The 18,004-nt window shown below is 54.8% G+C and carries 20 protein-coding genes; 5 read left to right on the forward strand and 15 right to left on the reverse strand.

The genetic code is table 11. The features are described 5' to 3' along the window. The 9 genes from LBQ97_06150 to LBQ97_06190 form a co-directional block, all read right to left on the reverse strand. Positions 1 to 1,713, reverse strand: a complete 1,713-nt coding sequence (locus LBQ97_06150; protein ID MDR1832290.1) for a HAMP domain-containing protein — start codon at positions 1,711 to 1,713, stop codon at positions 1 to 3. 96 nt (positions 1,714 to 1,809) lie between these two features. After that, entirely contained in the window at positions 1,810 to 2,073 is a 264-nt protein-coding gene (gene rpsP, locus LBQ97_06155; protein MDR1832291.1) for a 30S ribosomal protein S16, read from the reverse strand. A 78-nt stretch (positions 2,074 to 2,151) separates the two neighbouring features. Further along, entirely contained in the window at positions 2,152 to 3,483 is a 1,332-nt protein-coding gene (ffh, locus tag LBQ97_06160) for a signal recognition particle protein (protein MDR1832292.1), read from the reverse strand. 13 nt (positions 3,484 to 3,496) lie between these two features. Next, entirely contained in the window at positions 3,497 to 3,808 is a 312-nt protein-coding gene (locus tag LBQ97_06165; protein MDR1832293.1) for a hypothetical protein, read from the reverse strand. Positions 3,809 to 3,884: 76 nt separating this feature from the next. Then, positions 3,885 to 4,955: a L,D-transpeptidase gene (locus LBQ97_06170; GenBank protein MDR1832294.1), complete on the reverse strand. Its 1,071-nt coding sequence runs from the start codon at positions 4,953 to 4,955 to the stop codon at positions 3,885 to 3,887. A 76-nt stretch (positions 4,956 to 5,031) separates the two neighbouring features. Beyond that, on the reverse strand, positions 5,032 to 6,003 hold the full coding sequence (locus tag LBQ97_06175; GenBank protein MDR1832295.1) for a dipeptidase: 972 nt from the start codon (positions 6,001 to 6,003) through the stop codon (positions 5,032 to 5,034). Between the two features lie 345 nt (positions 6,004 to 6,348). Further along, positions 6,349 to 7,293 (reverse strand): ketopantoate reductase family protein, encoded by a 945-nt coding sequence (locus LBQ97_06180; protein ID MDR1832296.1) that lies wholly within the window; start codon positions 7,291 to 7,293, stop codon positions 6,349 to 6,351. Then, a complete protein-coding gene (gene proC, locus LBQ97_06185; GenBank protein ID MDR1832297.1) occupies positions 7,290 to 8,093 on the reverse strand; it encodes a pyrroline-5-carboxylate reductase in 804 nt (267 codons plus the stop codon). The genes LBQ97_06180 and proC overlap by 4 nt, the downstream gene beginning before the upstream one ends. Positions 8,094 to 8,149: 56 nt before the next feature. Next, positions 8,150 to 9,001: a MurR/RpiR family transcriptional regulator gene (locus LBQ97_06190; GenBank protein MDR1832298.1), complete on the reverse strand. Its 852-nt coding sequence runs from the start codon at positions 8,999 to 9,001 to the stop codon at positions 8,150 to 8,152. A gap of 226 nt (positions 9,002 to 9,227) precedes the next feature. Between LBQ97_06190 and LBQ97_06195 the strand changes: the two genes are divergently transcribed. Together LBQ97_06195 and mscL are read left to right on the forward strand one after the other, a co-directional pair. Next, on the forward strand, positions 9,228 to 9,773 hold the full coding sequence (locus LBQ97_06195) for a toxin-antitoxin system YwqK family antitoxin (protein ID MDR1832299.1): 546 nt from the start codon (positions 9,228 to 9,230) through the stop codon (positions 9,771 to 9,773). Between the two features lie 17 nt (positions 9,774 to 9,790). After that, positions 9,791 to 10,198 (forward strand): large-conductance mechanosensitive channel protein MscL, encoded by a 408-nt coding sequence (mscL, locus tag LBQ97_06200; protein ID MDR1832300.1) that lies wholly within the window; start codon positions 9,791 to 9,793, stop codon positions 10,196 to 10,198. 116 nt (positions 10,199 to 10,314) lie between these two features. Here mscL and LBQ97_06205 read toward each other — a convergent pair whose 3' ends face one another. Continuing rightward, positions 10,315 to 10,962: a trimeric intracellular cation channel family protein gene (locus tag LBQ97_06205; protein MDR1832301.1), complete on the reverse strand. Its 648-nt coding sequence runs from the start codon at positions 10,960 to 10,962 to the stop codon at positions 10,315 to 10,317. 163 nt (positions 10,963 to 11,125) lie between these two features. Here LBQ97_06205 and LBQ97_06210 point away from each other — a divergent pair, with 163 nt between their 5' ends. The 3 genes from LBQ97_06210 (at position 11,126) to LBQ97_06220 (ending at position 12,920) form a co-directional block, all read left to right on the forward strand. Next, positions 11,126 to 11,554 carry a polymer-forming cytoskeletal protein gene (locus tag LBQ97_06210; GenBank protein ID MDR1832302.1) on the forward strand — a complete coding sequence of 143 codons (429 nt, stop codon included), beginning with the start codon at positions 11,126 to 11,128 and terminating at the stop codon, positions 11,552 to 11,554. Positions 11,555 to 11,742: 188 nt separating this feature from the next. Beyond that, entirely contained in the window at positions 11,743 to 12,315 is a 573-nt protein-coding gene (gene ruvC, locus LBQ97_06215) for a crossover junction endodeoxyribonuclease RuvC (protein ID MDR1832303.1), read from the forward strand. Between the two features lie 119 nt (positions 12,316 to 12,434). After that, on the forward strand, positions 12,435 to 12,920 hold the full coding sequence (locus tag LBQ97_06220; GenBank protein MDR1832304.1) for a YbaK/EbsC family protein: 486 nt from the start codon (positions 12,435 to 12,437) through the stop codon (positions 12,918 to 12,920). Between the two features lie 7 nt (positions 12,921 to 12,927). Here LBQ97_06220 and LBQ97_06225 read toward each other — a convergent pair whose 3' ends face one another. Genes LBQ97_06225 through LBQ97_06245 form a run of 5 tightly spaced genes read right to left on the reverse strand, consistent with a single transcriptional unit; the run spans position 12,928 to position 17,305 of the window. Further along, complete coding sequence (locus LBQ97_06225; protein MDR1832305.1) at positions 12,928 to 13,920, reverse strand: electron transfer flavoprotein subunit alpha/FixB family protein; 993 nt, start codon at positions 13,918 to 13,920, stop codon at positions 12,928 to 12,930. 16 nt (positions 13,921 to 13,936) lie between these two features. Then, positions 13,937 to 14,722 carry an electron transfer flavoprotein subunit beta/FixA family protein gene (locus LBQ97_06230; GenBank protein MDR1832306.1) on the reverse strand — a complete coding sequence of 262 codons (786 nt, stop codon included), beginning with the start codon at positions 14,720 to 14,722 and terminating at the stop codon, positions 13,937 to 13,939. Next, positions 14,719 to 15,573: a diaminopimelate epimerase gene (gene dapF, locus LBQ97_06235; protein MDR1832307.1), complete on the reverse strand. Its 855-nt coding sequence runs from the start codon at positions 15,571 to 15,573 to the stop codon at positions 14,719 to 14,721. The genes LBQ97_06230 and dapF overlap by 4 nt, the downstream gene beginning before the upstream one ends. A 14-nt stretch (positions 15,574 to 15,587) precedes the next feature. Next, positions 15,588 to 16,763, reverse strand: a complete 1,176-nt coding sequence (locus LBQ97_06240) for an amidohydrolase (protein MDR1832308.1) — start codon at positions 16,761 to 16,763, stop codon at positions 15,588 to 15,590. 32 nt (positions 16,764 to 16,795) lie between these two features. Continuing rightward, positions 16,796 to 17,305, reverse strand: a complete 510-nt coding sequence (locus LBQ97_06245) for a hypothetical protein (GenBank protein MDR1832309.1) — start codon at positions 17,303 to 17,305, stop codon at positions 16,796 to 16,798. Positions 17,306 to 18,004: the final 699 nt, after the last annotated feature.

An 18,004-nucleotide genomic window follows, 5' to 3' on the forward strand; every position in this document is an offset into this window, starting at 1 on the left:
CTATAGTATTTCCTCCTTATATGAATTCAACGTAATTTTGACCTCTGTGCCCTCGTTTTTTTTGGAGTAGATCTTGATGACGCCCGAATGGTTCCGGATAATCCGGGATACGATGGACAATCCCAGTCCCGGCGAGTTCGTATAGCTCACGAAGGGATCGAAGGCGTGCGCCAGCTGTTCTTCGTTCATGCCGACGCCGTTGTCTTTGATGCAAATGCGGACTTTTTCCGTATGCTTGTCGCGGTTGACGACGATGTTGATCTTCTTGTCGGGCCCGTCCTTGTAATTGAGGGCGTCCTGGGCATTCCGGATCAGTTCCGTAAATACTTTTTCGATTTTTTTCGGATTCCCGAGAATGCTTTCGCTGTGGCTGGAAAATACCGAAAGCGTGATGCCGTCACGGACGAGAGACTCGTTCAGGCCCCTGACGGCGTTTCGTATGGGGATTTCGAGCAAGAAAGGCTCAAATTCGCTTTTCTCTTCACCGTAATCGCTGTAGTCGCGCAAGGTATCGATTTCTTTCGTAATCTTGTAAAGCTCTTCTTTGAGCTCCACGAGGACTTCCTTGAGCTGGCTGTCCTCGATGTTGTACTGATCCATTTTCTCCACGATGGAAAAAAGCTTTTCCGTCGCGATTTTGCGGCGGTTCAAAAATTTTTCCGACAGCTTCCCCACCGTCATGACCCGCTCTTTGTCGAGCTTCTCCTCCTCGAGGTTCTTGTTGGAGAGCTTCATGGAAATATTGATCATCAAAAGCGTCATCAGCTCGATGTCTTCCTTGGTGATCTTCTTGTCGCGGCCGAAATGGTCCACAAGGACACAGCCGTAATTGCGGCTCTTGTCGATGATCGGGAATATGAGAAAATTGCTGATGCCGAGGCTCCGGAAGAGGTCGCTGCCGAAGTTGAACTTGTAGCCCTTTTCGTTGTGGGAAATGACCCTGCGCTCGACGATGGCTTTTTTCAGAAGGCTGTCTTCCTTGAAGGGCGCCTTGATCAGACGCACGAGTTTTTCGATTTCGTTGATCTGGAACTGAAAGCCCGCCATTTTGGCGTCGATGGCCTCACATTCCTTTTTCAGCGTGCTGTTGACCTTGGAGAGCTCGCCCACGAGGGCGTCCATTTCCCGGCTGTAGCGAAAATAGGCGGCCCGGCTGTAGCCGAGACCGATGTCGGATGTGATGGCCGCCAGGATGTCCCGCATGGTGACGAGGATGTCGTCTTCGGTATTGACGGCCATAATGATCTTTTCCACGGTGTCGAGGTTGTGGAGGTTGTCCTGCAGCTTGGCGTTTTTTTCCCTGAGGTCCGCCTCTTTGTTTTTGATGACCCGGACCATTTTCTCGAAGGTTTCCGAGAGGGAATTGATCTCGTCGGCGCCGCTGAAGCGGCTGAGATCGACGTTGTAGTTGCCGGCCGAGATGTTGTCGGCGGCCTTGGCGATCTTGGAGAGGGGCTTCAGCAAGCGGTAAAAGATCCGCCTGCAGAAAAGGACGCTGATCCAGGTCAGGAGCGCCATCAAGGCGGCGATGCCCGCCAGGATCGCGATCTGTTGCGGCATGTTCCCCGCTCTGCCGCGAAAAATATGGGGTCCGCCTCCGATCTTCGCCGAGAGAAAAATCAAAAACACCGTGATGACCAGAGAGCTCATGGTCACCGCGAAAATATTGTATTGAATGATTTTTCTGATCAGCGAGTCTTTTTTGATTTTCATGAATAACCCCGATGTCGCCAGCCGATGTTTTCGCTATTTGTCACGTTTGAATGTCCCGCCTTCGTCAACCTGCCCCCGCAAGCGTAAGGTCCGCCCTTACTTTTTCTTGGATTCTTCAAATTTCGCCCATATGCCCGCTTTGGTCAGAAGGGATTTGACGGTCCGCGTCGGCTGCGCGCCGTTTCCCAGAAATTTGAGAATTTCTTCTTCTTTCAGCGTAACTTTGCTGTCTTCGAGGGGATAATAATTGCCGAGATAGGCCAGGGCCTTCCCGTCCCGTTTGGACAATCCCTCGGTGGCTATCAGCCGGTAGCTCGGTACTTTCTTTGCGCCCAATCTTGTCAGTCTCAGTTTTAACATGTTTACGTTCTCCTTTGTATGATAGATTTATATGATTTTTTTTGCTTGCTTGATTTATGGATCCGCTCCGGGGCCCGTTCAGCGTCCGAAGGGCCCGCCGCCCATGCCGGGGATGTTGGGGAAACGCCCGTTGTTGAAGAGCTTCATCATGCCCTTGAGGTTCTCGAACTGCTTCAGCAGCCGGTTCACGTCGGAAACTTCCGTGCCGCTCCCTTTGGCGATCCGGATTTTCCGGCCGGCTTTGAGGAGGTCGGGATTTTTCCGCTCCGCCCGGGTCATGGACTGGATGATGCATTCGGTCTTTTTCATTTCGTTCTCGGCGGGGCTCAAATCGTCTATTTTCGGCATGCCCGGGAGCATTTTGAGGATGCCGCCCAGGGGACCGAGGCGTTTGATCATTTTGAGCATCCGCAGAAAGTCCTCAAAGTTGAATTTCTGGTTTTTGATTTTCTCCGCCAGGGACATGGCCTCGTCTTCGTCGATATTTTCCTGGGCCTTCTCCACAAGCGTCACGACGTCCCCCATGCCGAGGATACGGGAAGCCAGCCGGTCAGGGTGAAAGCGCTCGATGTCGCCGGGCTTTTCCCCTGTGGAGGCGAATTTGATGGGCTTTCCGACGACGGATTTGACCGAGAGGGCGGCTCCGCCCCGGGCGTCGCCGTCCAGTTTCGTCAGTACGACCCCGTCGATGTTGAGGGCCTCGTGAAAGGATTTGGCGAGATTGACGGCGTCCTGACCCGTCATGGCGTCCACCACCAGGAGGATTTCCTGGGGCCGGAGGGCCTTTTTGACGTCTCTGAGCTCCGTCATCAGCGTCTCGTCGATATAGAGCCGTCCCGCCGTATCGAGGATAAGCCAGGCGCAGTCCTCTTCCCGGGCTTTTTCGAGGGCCCTTTCGCAAATGGCGACGACGTTTTTTTCGTTTTCATCGGCGTAGACCGGAATGTCCGTCTGTTGACCCAATACCCGCAACTGCTCAATGGCCGCCGGTCGGTAGACGTCGGCCGCCGCCAGCATCACGCGATCGCCCTGCTTTTTCAGGTACAGACCCAGTTTCGCGGCGAATGTGGTCTTTCCCGCCCCCTGCAGGCCCGCCAGCATGAGGATCGTGGGGTTTCTCACGCTTTTCGTGAGTTGCGCGTTCGTTCCGCCCAGGAGCTCCACAAGCTCGTCATGGACGATCTTCACAAACTGCTGACCGGGATTGACGCCGCGCAGGACCTCGGTTCCGACGGATTTTTCCAGGATGCGGTTCGTAAAGTCCTTGACGACCCGATAGTTGACGTCGGCTTCCAGCAAAGACATCCGGACTTCCCGCAGGGCCTCTTTGACATTTTCCTCGCTGAGCCTGCCGTGACCCCGGATCTTTTTGAAAATCTCCTGAAAGCGCGCGCCCAGATTTTCCAGCATGATAATCCCTTCCTTAAAACAGCCGCTTCAAAATTTTGTCCAGTCGCTCGGCCGAATATTTTTTCCTGAGGGCCAGCAAATCCTCATAAATGGCCCTTTCTTTGCGGTAAAAGCCCAGTTTTTCCTCATAGCCGCGCAAAAGCGCCACTCCGCGCTTGATGTTGTCCGAGACCGCCTGTCTCGTCACGCCGTGATTCTTGGCGATTTCCGACAGCGACAGATCCCGGGTGAAGTGGTCCAGAAGATATTCCTTCTGCTTGCCCCGCAGCAAGTTTTGATAGTATTCCAGCAAATTGGACAATTCCAAAAATTCTTCGAGCTCCATGGTAATTAGTATTGTATCGCATATGGTCACGTTTGTCAAGGTTTTTTTCTTGACAGAAAAAACAAACGGACCCGCTTCAGGTCCGTCTGCGCTTTCTTGTCTTATGAATTTGATCGATCAATTTCGGCGTGACCTCGGGCGCCGTCGCCTCCGATTGTTCCGCGATCTCCGTCCCGTCGGCGACCTGCCCTTCCGTTACGGGCTGCCGACCGCCCGACACCGGCGTTCCACCTTCGGCCAGCGTGACGGGTTCCGTCTGCTCCGGCGCAATATTTTCCGGCGCTTGTTCTCCGTCTACCGGAGGATCCCGGAAAAGGGGCCTGTCGTCCCGGTCTTTCTGCACGACGCCGAGTTTGGCCAGTTCGTCGGAAAATCCGATCCAGACCGGCGTCTTCATGGGAATCGTTTCATAGAGCCATTTGGCCTCGGAATTGATGAGCCGCATACAGCCCGAAGAGGCCAGGGTTCCCGGCGTCAGGGTCCCTTTGCGGAAACGGGACGTGCCGTGGATTCCGATCGAATGCTGACCTTTTTTATTGATATACGAAATGGCCATCCAGTATTCGCCCAGGGGATTATTGGGATCAGAAGCGGTCATGGGCTCCTCGCCGTTGCCGCCCCAGGCGGGATTCAGCAGTTTTACGGCCACATGCCATTTGCCCGAGGGCGTCGCGTTGGGATCCCTGCCCACGGCCACGGGCATTTTTTTCACGACCTGCCGGTCTTTGTACAGCGTCGCCGACAAGAGCGTCTTGTTGATCACGATGAAATACCCCGAAGGCGTCGTCTCGGCCAGGATGTCGACGGGCTGCGGCCGCAGGGCCAGTTTTCTCCAGATTTCCTCGGACTGTCTGCCGACGCAGGGGATGTTGAGCCAGGCCTCGGCCCGCTTGATCGCGTTGATTTCGTTCAACGCGTAGTCGTCCAGAGGGATTTCCTCCCCTTCGGAGGGATTCCCCTTTTTCGGGAGAAAATACGTCTCCTCGACGAACCAGCCCCTGCGCACAAGCTCGTTATGGAGCTTGCCCGGGCTGTAGTACCAGGGGGAATGATATTCTTTTTCCGTGAGCTTTTTCGTCTTGCCGAAGGCAAAAACGCTGAGCAAAAGCAACAACAGCAAACCGATTTTTCTACCGCTTTTCATCATTTTCCTTTCCTCCACCGCTTTCCCTTCCCCTTTCCGTTCCCCGGGCCGGAAGCCTTTTTCCGGCGTAATTTTTCGTCTATAACGTTTCTCTGATCACGCGAAGCGCGTTTTTCCAGGTGATTTTTTCGATTTCCCCGGCCGTGAAGCCGTTTTTCCCGAGGGCCGCGACAAGTTTGGGGAAGCGGGACGCGTCTTCGATCTCACAGCCGCCGTCAAAGCCGTCAAAGTCGCTTCCGAGGGCAATGCAGTCGATGCCGCCGACATTCTTGATATGCTTGATGTGGGCGATGATTTCGGCCAGAGTCCCCGGCGTTTTGTCGCCTAAAAATTTGCCGTAAAAATTGATGCCCGTGACGCCGCCGGAATCGGCCAGCGTCCGGATCATGTCGTCCGTGAGGTTGCGGCGGTTGGGGCAGAGGGCCCGGGCGTTGCTGTGGGAAGCCACCAGGGGCTTGCGGGAATAATGGGCCACATCCCGGAACCCGCCGTCCGAGAGATGGGAGACGTCGACGATCATGCCGAGATCGTTCATTTTTTCGACGACCTCAAGGCCGAAGGGCTTGAGGCCCGCTTCCATGATCTCCGTCTCTTCGGAATTGGGATAGCCGATGCAGTTTTCAAAATTCCAGGTCAGGGTAATGAGCCGTACGCCCATCTTGTAGAGTTCGTCGACTCTTTCGACGCGTCCGCCCAGGATGCCGCCCTCTTCGACGGTCAAGACCGCCGCGGGGACGTCGTTTTTCCCCGAGAGCTCCACGCCCGAGGTGATCTGCCGAATCGCGCCGGCGTTTTTCGCCATTTCCTCCCGGAACACGGCGTAAAGCTGCAACATGCGTTCCCAGGCCCCGTCGACCGATGGAAACTCCGTCATCCGGATAAACATGGCGAAGAATTGGCAGATGACATCTGATTTCCTCATCTTTTCGAGATCAACGCAAAGATCATTGACGGCGAGGGCTTTTTTCCGCCGCGCCAGTTCCAAAACCGTATCGCAGTGCAGATCAATTATCGGCATTTTTCCTCCGGAGTTTTTCCCTGTTGTTGACATATACCATATCATAGCGCATTTTCGGGGAATTGGCAAGCATTTTTTCCGATGTTTTCAGGAATCATTCTATTCAACAAGCGATTTTACAATAATTTGGCGTGATTTTTTGGTTATTTTCCAAATTTATTATGATTTTAATTATTGAACCGGTTTTTGTCAACAAAAACTGCGGTCAAAAAAGATTTTCAGCCTTTTTGACCGCAAAAAAAATTACATATCAACACAACAAATCCGACACACAATCATGCTATTATACAAGTGATATAAATCTTTCCCCGAGATATTTTATATAAATGCTCCCTTGCTTGTGTTGAAGTGAGGGAGTTTCCCTTTATTGGGGCATTTTCAGATCCGCTCTTTGATCAGTCCCTCGTTTTTCTCCTCCAGGACCTTGATCGCGTGATACAAAAATTCGTTGACAGGGGCCTCTTCGCCCACTTCTTTGGCGATCCGGCACAGGGTCCCGCCGAACATGTCGATCTCCGTCTTCCGTTTCTCCTCCAGATCCCTGAGCGTCGAGGACTTGTTGTTGTAGGGCATGGCCTTGAGCTTCTCGCCCTGAATCCGGATCTCCTCTTCGGTCAGAATAATCCCCTTTTTCGCCGCTACCCGCGCCACTTCCCGCATGACCATTTCCCGGAGAGCCGTCGCGTGGACGCTCTGCCCGTTCCAGGCCCCGAAGGGGACGTGAAGCAGGGCCGAGACTTGATTTTCGGCCAGATTGCACATGTATTTGTGCCAGATGGCCCGGATCATGTCGGGCTGGATTTTGGGCTTGACGCCAGCTTTCGCGAACAAATCCGCCACGGCCTGTACCCTCGGGCTCACGCTTTCATTGGTCTTTTCGCCAAACTCGATGCGGGCCTGCTTCGGATCAAAGCTGACCGTATTTCCCACCATGAGGACGCTGACCCGGGTCAGGGAATACAAAAGCCTGTCCCAACCGTAGACCGAGGCCACGATTTCTTCCTTTTCGACGCCGTTTAAGGGCGCCATCAGGATCGAGTCGGGCCCCACGTGGTTCCGAATGTCTTCGAGGGCCTGCCGGAGACCCGTCATTTTCGTAATGATGATCACAAGATCGGCCGGATCCGCCGGCGTCGCGGGATCGACCACATTGAAGTAATATTGCGTTCCGTTGGCGATAATGCCGTTTTTGCGAATCCGCTGGCCCCGCTCGCCGCCCGCCACGATCCGCAGATTGTCGCCAAGGACCGTTTGCAGGTTGCAGGCAAAATAGCTGCCGATGGCCCCCAGGCCGATCAGGGATACGGTTTTGATTGCTTTCATTTTTTTTCCCCCATTTTTTTTGTTTTTTCGATCGTGGCAATGGCGGCCTTGGTGATGGCCCCGCGGAATCCGTTTTCCTCCAGTTTCATGATGCCCTCGATGGTCGTGCCGCCCGGGGAGCAGACCGCGTCTTTCCATTCGCCGGGGTGTTTGCCGGTCGCGAGGAGCATTTTGGCAGATCCGGCCACGGTCTGGGACACAAGCCGGTAGGCGTCGGCTCTCGCGAGTCCCGCCGCCACCGCGGCGTCGGCCAGGGCCTCGATAAAGACGAAGACAAAGGCCGGAGACGAGCCGGAAGCGCCGGTAACTGCGTCGTAAAGCTCCTCTTTAATCTCGATGGACACGCCGATTTTTCCGAAGAGCTCCGTGAAAAAGGCCTTTTCGGCGGCAGTGACCTCAGCCCCGAACGTATAGGCGATGCAGCCTTCGCCGATCATCAGCGGCAGGTTTGGCATGGTCCGGATCACCCGGACGCCCTTGTGGGGCAGCATTCTTTCCGCCATGGTCCCGAGGGTAACGCCGGGCGCCATGGTCACGATCAGTTTTGAGGCCAGGGCCTCTTTGGCCTCTTCGATCACATAGGGATAAATATTGGGCTTGACCGCCAGAAACACCGCGTCGGCCTTTTCCGCGACTTCGGGGCCGCTCCCGCAGACATTGACGCCGTAGGTTTTCGCCACGGCCGCGTCTTTCAATTGGTCAAAGACATAGATGTCGGCGGCCGAAAGGAGCCCCGATCCCATGACGCCGCGCAAAAAGGCTTCGCCCATATTGCCGCAACCGATAAATCCGATTTTCATAACCACATCCTCCGTTTGCTGTCCGCGGGAACGGATCTCCCCTTCCCCGCGAAGTTTTATTTGTCGGTATATAAATTGAACCGGTCCGTGATGACCTTGAGCCGGTCCAGTTTTTCCATGATTTCTTTTTTGTTTTGGACGCCCAGTTTCAAAAGCAGGGCCTGCAGCATAATGAGCCCCGGGATCAGGGAATTTTCCTGCTCGATGCTCTTGGTGGTCAGCACGAGATCCGAGAGGTTTCCCAGGGAAGAGTCCTCCTTGTCGGTGACCGTGATGATCTTGTTGCCGTTTTCTTTGAAAAATTCCGTGACCTGGATCGTAAAATGCGTGTACGGATAAAAGGAAATCGAGAGCAGCACGTCCTCGGGCCGGATATAGAGCAATTTGTCGGTGAAATCCGTCGCGCCCAGCGTGATCAGGTCCACCCCTTCTTTAAATTCCTTCAGCATAAAATAAAAGTAGTAGGCGAGGGAATAGGAGCCCCTGGCCCCCAAAATATAGATCTTGCGGCAGCTGCCGAGCCACTTGACCGCCTGCTCCAGCTCGAGGTCCATGCGCCGGACGTCTATGCCTTGCAAGAGCTCGATGTTGTGGGCAATCAGGTTCGCCAGCACATTGTCCCCGCTCCCCGTGTCGCTGAGCGTCGTTTTCAGCTCCTTCATATAAGAGGTCTGGCGCTCCAGCTCGTTCTGAAAGATCGCCTGAAATTCGGGATAGCCCTTGAAGCCCAGTTTTCTCGTAAAGCGCGTGATCGTGGCCGGACTCGTGCCGGTTTTTTCGGCGAGGTCATTGATCGAGATAAAGGACGCGATACTCTGGTTGTGGGCCACGTAGTCGGCGATTTTCTTGAAGCTTTTGCTGAATTGATCATGGTGTTCCGCTATCCAGGACAGGACTTTCTTTCTCATGGCTCTCCTCTTTGCCCCTTGGAATCGTTGCCTAACATATTATACCAGAGTCCGGCCGCTTTTTCTCTAAAAATTTTCTTTTTTTTCCCGCGGGCTATATTTTCTCTTCTTTTCGGAGAAAATCATTTTCCTCTTTCAACCCTTTACAAATCTCCAAAACTATAGTATACTCTTACTATAAAACAAAGGGTTCAATCAACATTTTTAAAAAAAGAGGTGGTTTCCAATGGCTAATGAATTCAACAAAGAGGGAAAAAAAGAAGGTCTTTGGGTAAAGACGTACGACAACGGAACGATCCAGGAAGAACGCAACTACATCAACGGGGTCCGGGAGGGCGAATACAAGTCCTACTATACCAACGGACAGGTTGAAGTCAGGAAGTTCTACAAAAACGGCAATATACACGGGATTTATGAGACATTTTACCGGGACGGCCAACTGAGCTCCGTCAGGAACCACAAAGACGGCGAGCTGATCGGCGAAGTCCGGGAATATTACGAAAACGGGCAGTTGAAGAAAGAAGCGGTGCATACGGGCACGTCCACCACGACCAAAAACGTCCTGTACTACCCCAACGGCCAAATCAAAAAGGAGGGGAATATCAAGAACGGAAAAAAGTACGGCCCCTTCGCGGAATATTATGACAACGGAAAAAAACACATCGAATGTATCTACAACGAAAAGGAAAAACTCGATGGTCCATATAAAGAATACGACCCGGAAGGAAACCTCATCAAAAGCGAATACTACACAAACGGCGTAAAAAAATAAAGCATAGGGGGAGAGCCATGTGGAAAGAGTTTAAAGAATTCGCGTTCAAAGGAAATGTGCTGGATATGGCGGTCGGCGTCATCGTCGGCGGCGCTTTCGGCAAAATCGTGTCATCGGTCGTCAACGATCTCCTGATGCCGGTATTGGGAAAAATCCTCGGCGGTTTCAATTTTTCGGACATCAAGATCGTCCTGACCGCGGCCGTCGCCAACGAAAAGGGGGAGATCGTCACGCCGGAAAACGCCATTCTGTTCGGAAAATTCGCGCAGAACGTCATCGATTTTCTCATCATCGCCTTTTGCGTATTCCTCTTTGTAAAAATGATCAATTCGCTGAAAAAGAAAGAAGAACCCGCGCCGGCTGCGCCCGCAGGTCCCTCGACCGAAGAGCTGTTGACCGAAATCAGGGATATCCTGAAAAAATAAAAAGCGGAAGGCTGTCGCCCGATGAAAAGCCATTCATCGGCGGCAGCCCTTTTTCATTTTTTACGTCCTCCCGCGGTCCGGCCCCGGGCCTTTCCGGAAAACCCGCGGCAGCGTTCTCATTTATAGATTTTGGGAAGGTTCCAGTTTTTCTTGACGGCCAGCCAGCGGACGACGCCGGTCAGGAAGGCCCCGGCCAGCATGGCGGTTCCGTTGCCCAGGGGGCGGCGCAGGGCGACGCAGAGAATGGCCCCGGCCAGAGACGCGCAGGCGTAGACATGGCGGACGAGCACATAGGGCGTTTCCCCGGCCAGCACATCCCGGATCATGCCGCCGCCGACGCCGGTAATGGCCCCGAGAAAGACCAGCAGAAACCGGCTGTCTCCGAAGGAGGCCCCCACGGCCACGTCGATGCCGATCACCGTAAACGTGCTCAAGCCGATGGTGTCCATGACGACCATGACCTGCTCATAGCGGCGCATATGCCGGCTGTTCAGGAGATTTTTCCGGAAATAGATCACGATAAAGAGGACGCAGGACGTGACGACGGCCGTCAACGCGTAGGAAGGGTCCCGAAACATGTTGGGAGGCGTGATCCCCAGGATCAGATCCCGGATCAGACCGCCGCCCAGGGCCGTCACGAGCCCCAACACATTCACCCCGAAAATATCCATATTCTTCCGGATGCCCACCATGGCCCCCGACGAGGCGAAGGCCACCGTGCCCACAATTTCCAAAAACCAGACGATTCCGCCGTATGTATCCATATCGCGCTCCTTTGGCAGTTTTGCTCTTTTGTTCCACCTCATTATACCGCATTTTTCAGGCAATGAAAAGGAGATTTTTCAAAAAAATATTGACAGGGCGCGAAAAAGGATTTATCATATAGTTGTAGCACAAACCAAATTTTGAAAATTTAAAGGGGGAACCATGGCACTTTTCAGTAAAGACGAGCGGCCCGCGGATGTAGATTTCTCTTCGAAGGGCGTGACAACCATATCCCAGGGCACCATTATCACCGGCGATATTGACACCCAGTGTAATTTGCATGTTGACGGAAAAATCATCGGAGATACCAAATCGGCATCCATGGTTACCATCAGCACCCACGGTGAAGTCGAAGGCAAAATTATGGCGTCCAAAATCATTATCAGCGGCATATTCAAAGGCGAGCTCGAAGCCGACAGCGTCGAACTCCTCGCCAACAGCATTATTCAGGGCGACATCACCAGCGACAGACTCGTGATGGAAGACGGGGCGAACTTTGAAGGATCCAAGAAACGGAAGAAGAAGATCGAAGCCATCCCCGCGGCCGAAGACGCCCTTGACGATCTCGACGATCTCAAGATGGAAGACTAAGCGCGTTAGCGAAGACCGCCGGAAATCCGGCGGTTTTTTCATAGGGGAAGAAAGCGGAAAATCCCCTCAAAAAAGTTTCTTTACAAAAACGCTCAAAAACTGTATAATAAAACAACGCGGGCAAAAGGCCGGAGGAAGCGGACAGAGGAAAAAGGCCCGAAGGGGCGGAAAAAACAGGGAGGCAAGGGATGCGCGTGATCGGGATTGATCCCGGGACGGCCATTGTGGGCTACGGGATTCTGGATTATGAAGGCAACAAATTTACGCCGGTGGACTACGGCTGTATCTACACGGACAAGGACACGCCCATGCCGGACCGGCTCGTCCTCATCTACGACGGGCTGCGGGCCCTTCTCGAAAAATACCGGCCGCAGGAGCTGGCCATCGAAGAGCTGTTCTACTTCCGCAACACGACAACCGTGATTCCCGTGGGGCAGGCCCGGGGGGTCATTCTCCTGGCCGCGCGGCAAATGGGGATCAGCGTCAAAGGCTATACGCCGCCACAAGTCAAGATGGGCGTGACGGGCTACGGAAAGGCCGAAAAAAAGCAGGTCCAACTGATGGTTCAGCGCCTGCTGGGCTTGAAAGAGCTCCCGAAACCCGACGACGCCGCCGACGCGCTGGCCCTGGCGGTCACCCACATCAACGCCCTGGGCAGCCTCGCCTACGGCCTCACCGTCACAAAGGCCCTTTCGGGCAAAGCCGTCAAAAAAGACAAAATGAGCGCCGCGGAATTGCGAAAATTATTGGGGATAAATTGAACCGGCATTCCGGTCCCGCCGTAGAGACGCAATGCCTTGCGTCTCCATAAAAAACGTCTATCAATAATATATCAAATTAGTATTTAAAATATATCTACACCAAAATTTCAGGGGGTTATATGTCTATTGAAACGGTAAGGAATTATTTCAAACAGTTCGGCATCGAAAACAACATCATCGAATTCGACGTGTCCAGCGCCACGGTGGAACTGGCCGCCAAAGCCATCGGCTGTACCGAGGGTGAAATCGCCAAGACCCTGGCCTTCAAAAACAAAAAAAGCGGCGAAGGCTTTATTATCGTCGTGACTTCGGGGGACGTCAAGATCGACAACACAAAATTCAAGCAGACCTTTTCCATGAAGGCGACGCTGATCCCGCCGCCGGAAGTGGCCGAGATCACAAGCCATGAAGTGGGCGGCGTCTGCCCCTTCGCGATCCCCGACGGGATCCCGGTCTATCTCGACGAATCGCTCAAAAAATACGAGACGATCTACCCGGCCTGCGGCAGCCACAACAGCGCGATCAAGCTGACCTGGCGGGAAATCGAAAAATACGCCTCGGGCGACCACCAGTGGGTCCATGTCACCAAGGAGCGCGACGCGTAAGGAAAACTCAGCCCTTGACCTTGCGGATTTCTTCGGTCAACGCGGGCACGATCTCAAAGAGATCGCCCACAAGGGCGTAATTGGCTATATTGAATATGGGCGCCGCCGGGTCGGAATTGACGGCAATGATGACCCCGGCGTTTTTCATGCCCGCCGTATGGGCGTTGGCGCCCGAAATTCCGCAGGCGATATAGATCCTCGGGCTGACGACATGCCCCGTGATCCCCACCTGCCGGTCCACATCGATCCACTTGTTGTCGACGGCGATCTTGGACGCGCCCACGGACCCGCCCAGGACAGCGGCCAGCTCATAGAGAGGCTTGAAGCCTTCGGCGGAACCGAGACCGGCGCCTCCCGCCACGATGATCTGCGCGTTGTCGAGGCTGTCCTCAGCCAAAGCGGCGTCGGCCACGACTTCAAGGATCTTCGTCCGGATGGCTTCCGCGGGGGTCGGGATGTTTTCCTCAATAACTTCGGGCGAATTGGCCGGATCGGGGGCCCCCGACGCGAAGATGCCCGCCCCGATACTCCCCAACTGCGGCCTTGTCTCCATGGTGATCTTCGTCTGCAATTTGCCCGAAAAGGCCGGTCGGCCCCAGGCGAGCTTGCCGCCTTCCTCGACAAGGACGTCGGTACACTCGGAGACGAGACCCGTCCTGAAGCGCGTCGAGAGCTTGCCGCCGAGGTCCTTGCAATGGTTGTCGCCGCCAAGGAGAATGGCCTCGGGATCGTATTTCCGGATCAGCGCCGTAAAGGCCGCGCCGTAGGCGTCGGCTGAAAACTTGGCGTATTCCGGCCCCGTGACGCTGATCACGCGCGCGGCCCCGTACAGGCCCGCCATGCGGACGGCTTCTCGGTTATCGGCCCCGACGGCAACCGCCGTCAGGGTTCCACCCAATTTTTCAGCGATTTCCCTTCCCTTTCCCAAAAGCTCGAGACTGCCCTTTTTGACCCCGTTCTCATCGGTCTGCACAAAGACCCAGATATCGTGATTCGTCATATTTTCCTCCCTGTGTTCAGATCAATTTTTCCGCCAAAAGTTCGCGGACGAGGTTTTGTCCCATTTCCCTGGCGTTTGCGCCTTTGATCGAGATCCCTTTCTTGCGTTCGGGCGTCGCGAAGGAGCCCGCCACCTTCGTGGGGGAACCGGCCGCTCCGATCCGCTCGGGTTGCAATTGCAACAGGGCGTTTCCGACCTCCTCAAGGAGGACTTTTTTCGCTTTGAATTTGGCCGCCGTTCCCGCTTCCCGGGGTTCGTTGACTTTTGTGGTAAGCGACGCCACAAGCGGCAGGGTGCTTTCCACGGTCTCCGTAAACAAGCCGATCCGCCTTTTGATCACGACGGTATTTTCCGTCAGGGAAAACCCGTCGGCAAAGGTCAGGGCCGGCAGATCAAGGAGCTCCGCCAGCTTGGCCGCGATCTGGCCCGTGCTGCCGTCGGAGGACTGGGATCCGCAGAGGATCAGGTCAAAGGGCCCGTAATGCCGGGCCGCTCCAGCTAATACTTCCGCCGTCGCCAGCGTATCGGCGCCGCCGAAGGCCCGATCCGTCAAAAGGATCCCCCGGTCGGCCCCCATGGCGATCCCTTCGGTCAGGATGTCCTTCGCCTGGGGGAGCCCCATGGTAAAGAGCGTCACGGTCCCGCCGAGCCGTTCTTTGAGGGATACGGCGAGCTCCACGGCGTTTCTGTCCGGCGCGTTCATCACGGCGGGAACCCCTTCCCGGACGAGATTGCCGGTCGTCCGGTCAATGGTGATTTTGTTGTTTTCAGGCACTTGTTTGATAAACACAAAAATAGTCATAATTTCCTCCCGAAACAGGATATTTCTTTTTCATATTCCCCTTCGAAGGCCTTGACGGCGGGGCCCGAAAGCGTCACTTGGCCGCCGTCGTGAAGCGTGACCCGGACCCAGCCCCCCTCGAGGATCAAGGCGATGTCGGGCCCTTCGACGAGGTTCAGTTTTTTGGCCAATACGCCCGTCGCGCAGGCGCCGGTCCCGCAGGCCAGCGTGTGTCCGGCCCCTCTCTCCCAGGTCAGCATGGTGATTTCGTTGTCGCCGGTGATTTGGGCAAAATTGACGTTGGTCTTCCGGGGAAAATCAGGATGGCGCTCGATCAGGGGGCCGATCCGTTCCAGCGCCGCGATGTCGGGCAGAGGGCCGAAGATCGTCATATGGGGAACCCCCATCAACATGGCCGAATAGAGGAAGCCCCGTCCGTCGACGGTAAGCCCCTCGTTGAGGCGAATGTCCGAGCCGCTGCCCATGCCCGCGGAAGCCTCATGGACAAGACCGTCGGCCGACACGTTCAGCGAAAGCTGCCGGACGCCGTCGTCGGTCTCCACGGTAAAGCGGTCTTTTTTCAATATTCCCCGCTCATATACATACTTGGCGAAGCAGCGAATGCCGTTCCCGCACATTTCCCCCCGGGAACCGTCCGAATTGTAGTAATAATAGCGAATATCGGCGATGTCGCTCTTTCCGGCGAACTGAACGCCGTCGGCCCCGATCCCGAAGTGCCGGTCACAGAGAATGACCGCCAATTCCCCCCAGGCCAGAGACATGGGAGAGCCGATATCCCCGGGAGAAGGGAAGGCGTCTGCGTCAAAGAGCACAAAGTCGTTGCCGGCCCCGTGCATTTTCCAGAATTTCATGGCGACCTCCCGTTTCAGTCAGCGAGCAGTTTTTCGTAGGTATTGAAAATATTGAGGATTCCCATTTTGACGCCGATCTCAATCGCGTCTTCGTCGACGTTGAATTTATCGTTGTGGATGGATTCCGTGACGCCCAGTTTTTCGTTGCGGACGCCCAGATGCCAGAAGGCCCCCGGGATCTCCCGCACATAGTAGGCAAAGTCCTCGACGCCCATATTGGGGACCTTTTCCGCGAAGACGTTCTCGGGCCCCAGCAGGTGGACCGCGTTATCCCGCACGATGTCGACGTACTGATCGTGATTGATCAGGGAGGCGTAGCCGTCTTCGATGGAAATCGTCGCCCGGGCCCCGAAGCCTTCGGCGATGTCCTCAACCAAGGCGGTAATTCTGCGTTTGGCGTTTTCCTTGACCTCGTCGGTCAGGGAGCGCATGGTCCCCTTGAGGACCACTTCCTGGGCGATGATGTTTTCCTTCGTACCGCCGTTTACGGTCCCGAAGGTCAAAACCAGCGCGTCCCGGGCGTCGGTCGTGCGGCTCACCACCGTTTGCAGCGCCGTCAGGATATGAGCCATGACGACAATGGCGTCCACGGCCAGGGAGGGATAGGCCCCGTGGCCTGATTTGCCACGCACCGTCAGCAATACGTCGGAAGAGCAGGCGTACATGGCCCCGTACTGATAGCCCATTTGCCCCGCGTCCTTGGCCACGTCCACGTGCAGGCCGTAAATACAATTGACGCCGGCGAGCGCCCCTTCCCGGATCAGGGGCAGCGCCCCTCCCGTGGTCTCCTCGGCCGGCTGGAAAATGGCCCGTACGTTGCAGGGGAGATCGTCCCGGCGTTCAGACAGGGTTTTCAGGATCCCGAGAACAATCGTCGCGTGGACGTCGTGGCCGCAGGCGTGCATCTTGCCGGGGTGTTTTGAGGGATAGGGGCAATTTGACGCTTCCAGAATCGGCAGCGCGTCGATATCGGCTCTGAGCGCCACGGTTTTCGCTGTGTCCTTCCCCGGTAAATCCGCGATTATGGCCGAACCGCCCACGGCCTTGCGCCAGGTCACGCCGGGCATGGCGTCAAGCAAGCTTCCGATTTTGGCGACGGTCTCTGGGAGCTCAAAGTCGAGCTCGGGGATTTGGTGCAGCTCGTGGCGTACGTTTTTCGCCCATTCTGTGTTGTTTTCAACCGTTTTCATGATGCTTTCTTCTAATTTTAGGTCCAAGACGCTCACTCCTCGTTGGTTTTGTCCTGATGATATAACACTGTCCCTTCGGGTCCCGCTTCTTCCCGGGCAATGACCGGCGCCAGGGACTGGGGACTCTGGGGCGTAGGTATTTCCGCTATCCCGGGCGTTTCCTCCGCGTCGGCTTTTTTCTTTTCCGTTTTTTCTTTAGCTGCTTTTTCTTTGGCCGCTTTTTCCCGCTTTGCCCGCTCTTTCTCTTCTTTTTTCTCTTTTTCCGCCAGTTTGGCGATCGGGTCTTTCTTTTTGCCGATCAGGCCGAACAGGCCTTTGCGCTTCCCGGGCTTCTCGTCGGCGCGGACGCCCAGCATCGTGTAGGGGACCCCGGCCTCATAGGTCAAAATCAGCTCAAGGATCCTGCCTTCTTCGTCTGTCACGGGATTTGTGGCGATGACCCGGACGCCGTCCCCGACTTTCGCGAGCCAGTCGTTGGCGTTTTCTATGGGCGACTTTCGCGTGAACACGCCCTTCTTGCGAAAAGAGATGATTTGAAACATGGCTTCCCCCCTCTCATGATTGATGACTTATTATAACATTTTTATGGATTTTTTTCCACAGAAAAAGAGAGATCGGGGGAGGGGCGCCAATCCACATAGAGACGCAAGGCATTGCGTCTCTACAGGGAATATACGTACAATTATTATGACAACCACGTACAATGTGACTCGATATGCGCCGTTTTGGAAAATTCAACGAAAAATAAAAGAGACGAATATCCGACTTCGTCTCTTTCGGTGGTTTGCTAAAAGCCTTCGCTTTATCAATCCTAATTAATTATACCATATTTTTACCAAAATGCAATAAAAAAATTACCCGACGGCGTCGGGACCGCCGGGGGTGGTTCGTTCTCTTACTGCAATTTCCGGCTAAAAAGCAAGAAAAGGCAGACAAAAAGAACAAGGATGATAAAACGATGCTTTATAGCGATCGCCCCCTTTCCGGGGAAGATTTCCACCAAATTCATAATATCATATTTTTTGTAAATTGAAAAGCATTTTTAACGAACATGGATCGTAATCGTCTACGGCAACCGGGCCGATGGCAATCGGCCCGAAAATGGGGACATATCTCCCCCGAACGCGAAAGAGAGAAGCCGGAGGCTTCTCTCTTTCACATCTGGATTTCCCATTTGGGAAGCATGGTTATGACGTGGGACGGACCGGCCGGCGGCCGGGGCGATTTGTGTCGCCCCCACG

Source organism: Fusobacteriaceae bacterium (genome assembly GCA_031272775.1).
Classification (GTDB): domain Bacteria; phylum Fusobacteriota; class Fusobacteriia; order Fusobacteriales; family Fusobacteriaceae; genus JAISST01.

Excerpts from the sequence above, each read along its gene's own strand:
- LBQ97_06150 (MDR1832290.1), bottom strand. The coding sequence starts at position 1,713 with ATGAAAATCAAAAAAGACTCGCTGATCAGAAAAATCATTCAATACAAT.
- rpsP (MDR1832291.1), bottom strand. The coding sequence starts at position 2,073 with ATGTTAAAACTGAGACTGACAAGATTGGGCGCAAAGAAAGTACCGAGC.
- ffh (MDR1832292.1), bottom strand. The coding sequence starts at position 3,483 with ATGCTGGAAAATCTGGGCGCGCGCTTTCAGGAGATTTTCAAAAAGATC.
- LBQ97_06165 (MDR1832293.1), bottom strand. The coding sequence starts at position 3,808 with ATGGAGCTCGAAGAATTTTTGGAATTGTCCAATTTGCTGGAATACTAT.
- LBQ97_06170 (MDR1832294.1), bottom strand. The coding sequence starts at position 4,955 with ATGATGAAAAGCGGTAGAAAAATCGGTTTGCTGTTGTTGCTTTTGCTC.
- LBQ97_06175 (MDR1832295.1), bottom strand. The coding sequence starts at position 6,003 with ATGTCAACAACAGGGAAAAACTCCGGAGGAAAAATGCCGATAATTGAT.
- LBQ97_06180 (MDR1832296.1), bottom strand. The coding sequence starts at position 7,293 with ATGAAAGCAATCAAAACCGTATCCCTGATCGGCCTGGGGGCCATCGGC.
- proC (MDR1832297.1), bottom strand. The coding sequence starts at position 8,093 with ATGAAAATCGGATTTATCGGTTGCGGCAATATGGGCGAAGCCTTTTTG.
- LBQ97_06190 (MDR1832298.1), bottom strand. The coding sequence starts at position 9,001 with ATGAGAAAGAAAGTCCTGTCCTGGATAGCGGAACACCATGATCAATTC.
- LBQ97_06195 (MDR1832299.1), top strand. The coding sequence starts at position 9,228 with ATGGCTAATGAATTCAACAAAGAGGGAAAAAAAGAAGGTCTTTGGGTA.
- mscL (MDR1832300.1), top strand. The coding sequence starts at position 9,791 with ATGTGGAAAGAGTTTAAAGAATTCGCGTTCAAAGGAAATGTGCTGGAT.
- LBQ97_06205 (MDR1832301.1), bottom strand. The coding sequence starts at position 10,962 with ATGGATACATACGGCGGAATCGTCTGGTTTTTGGAAATTGTGGGCACG.
- LBQ97_06210 (MDR1832302.1), top strand. The coding sequence starts at position 11,126 with ATGGCACTTTTCAGTAAAGACGAGCGGCCCGCGGATGTAGATTTCTCT.
- ruvC (MDR1832303.1), top strand. The coding sequence starts at position 11,743 with ATGCGCGTGATCGGGATTGATCCCGGGACGGCCATTGTGGGCTACGGG.
- LBQ97_06220 (MDR1832304.1), top strand. The coding sequence starts at position 12,435 with ATGTCTATTGAAACGGTAAGGAATTATTTCAAACAGTTCGGCATCGAA.
- LBQ97_06225 (MDR1832305.1), bottom strand. The coding sequence starts at position 13,920 with ATGACGAATCACGATATCTGGGTCTTTGTGCAGACCGATGAGAACGGG.
- LBQ97_06230 (MDR1832306.1), bottom strand. The coding sequence starts at position 14,722 with ATGACTATTTTTGTGTTTATCAAACAAGTGCCTGAAAACAACAAAATC.
- dapF (MDR1832307.1), bottom strand. The coding sequence starts at position 15,573 with ATGAAATTCTGGAAAATGCACGGGGCCGGCAACGACTTTGTGCTCTTT.
- LBQ97_06240 (MDR1832308.1), bottom strand. The coding sequence starts at position 16,763 with ATGAAAACGGTTGAAAACAACACAGAATGGGCGAAAAACGTACGCCAC.
- LBQ97_06245 (MDR1832309.1), bottom strand. The coding sequence starts at position 17,305 with ATGTTTCAAATCATCTCTTTTCGCAAGAAGGGCGTGTTCACGCGAAAG.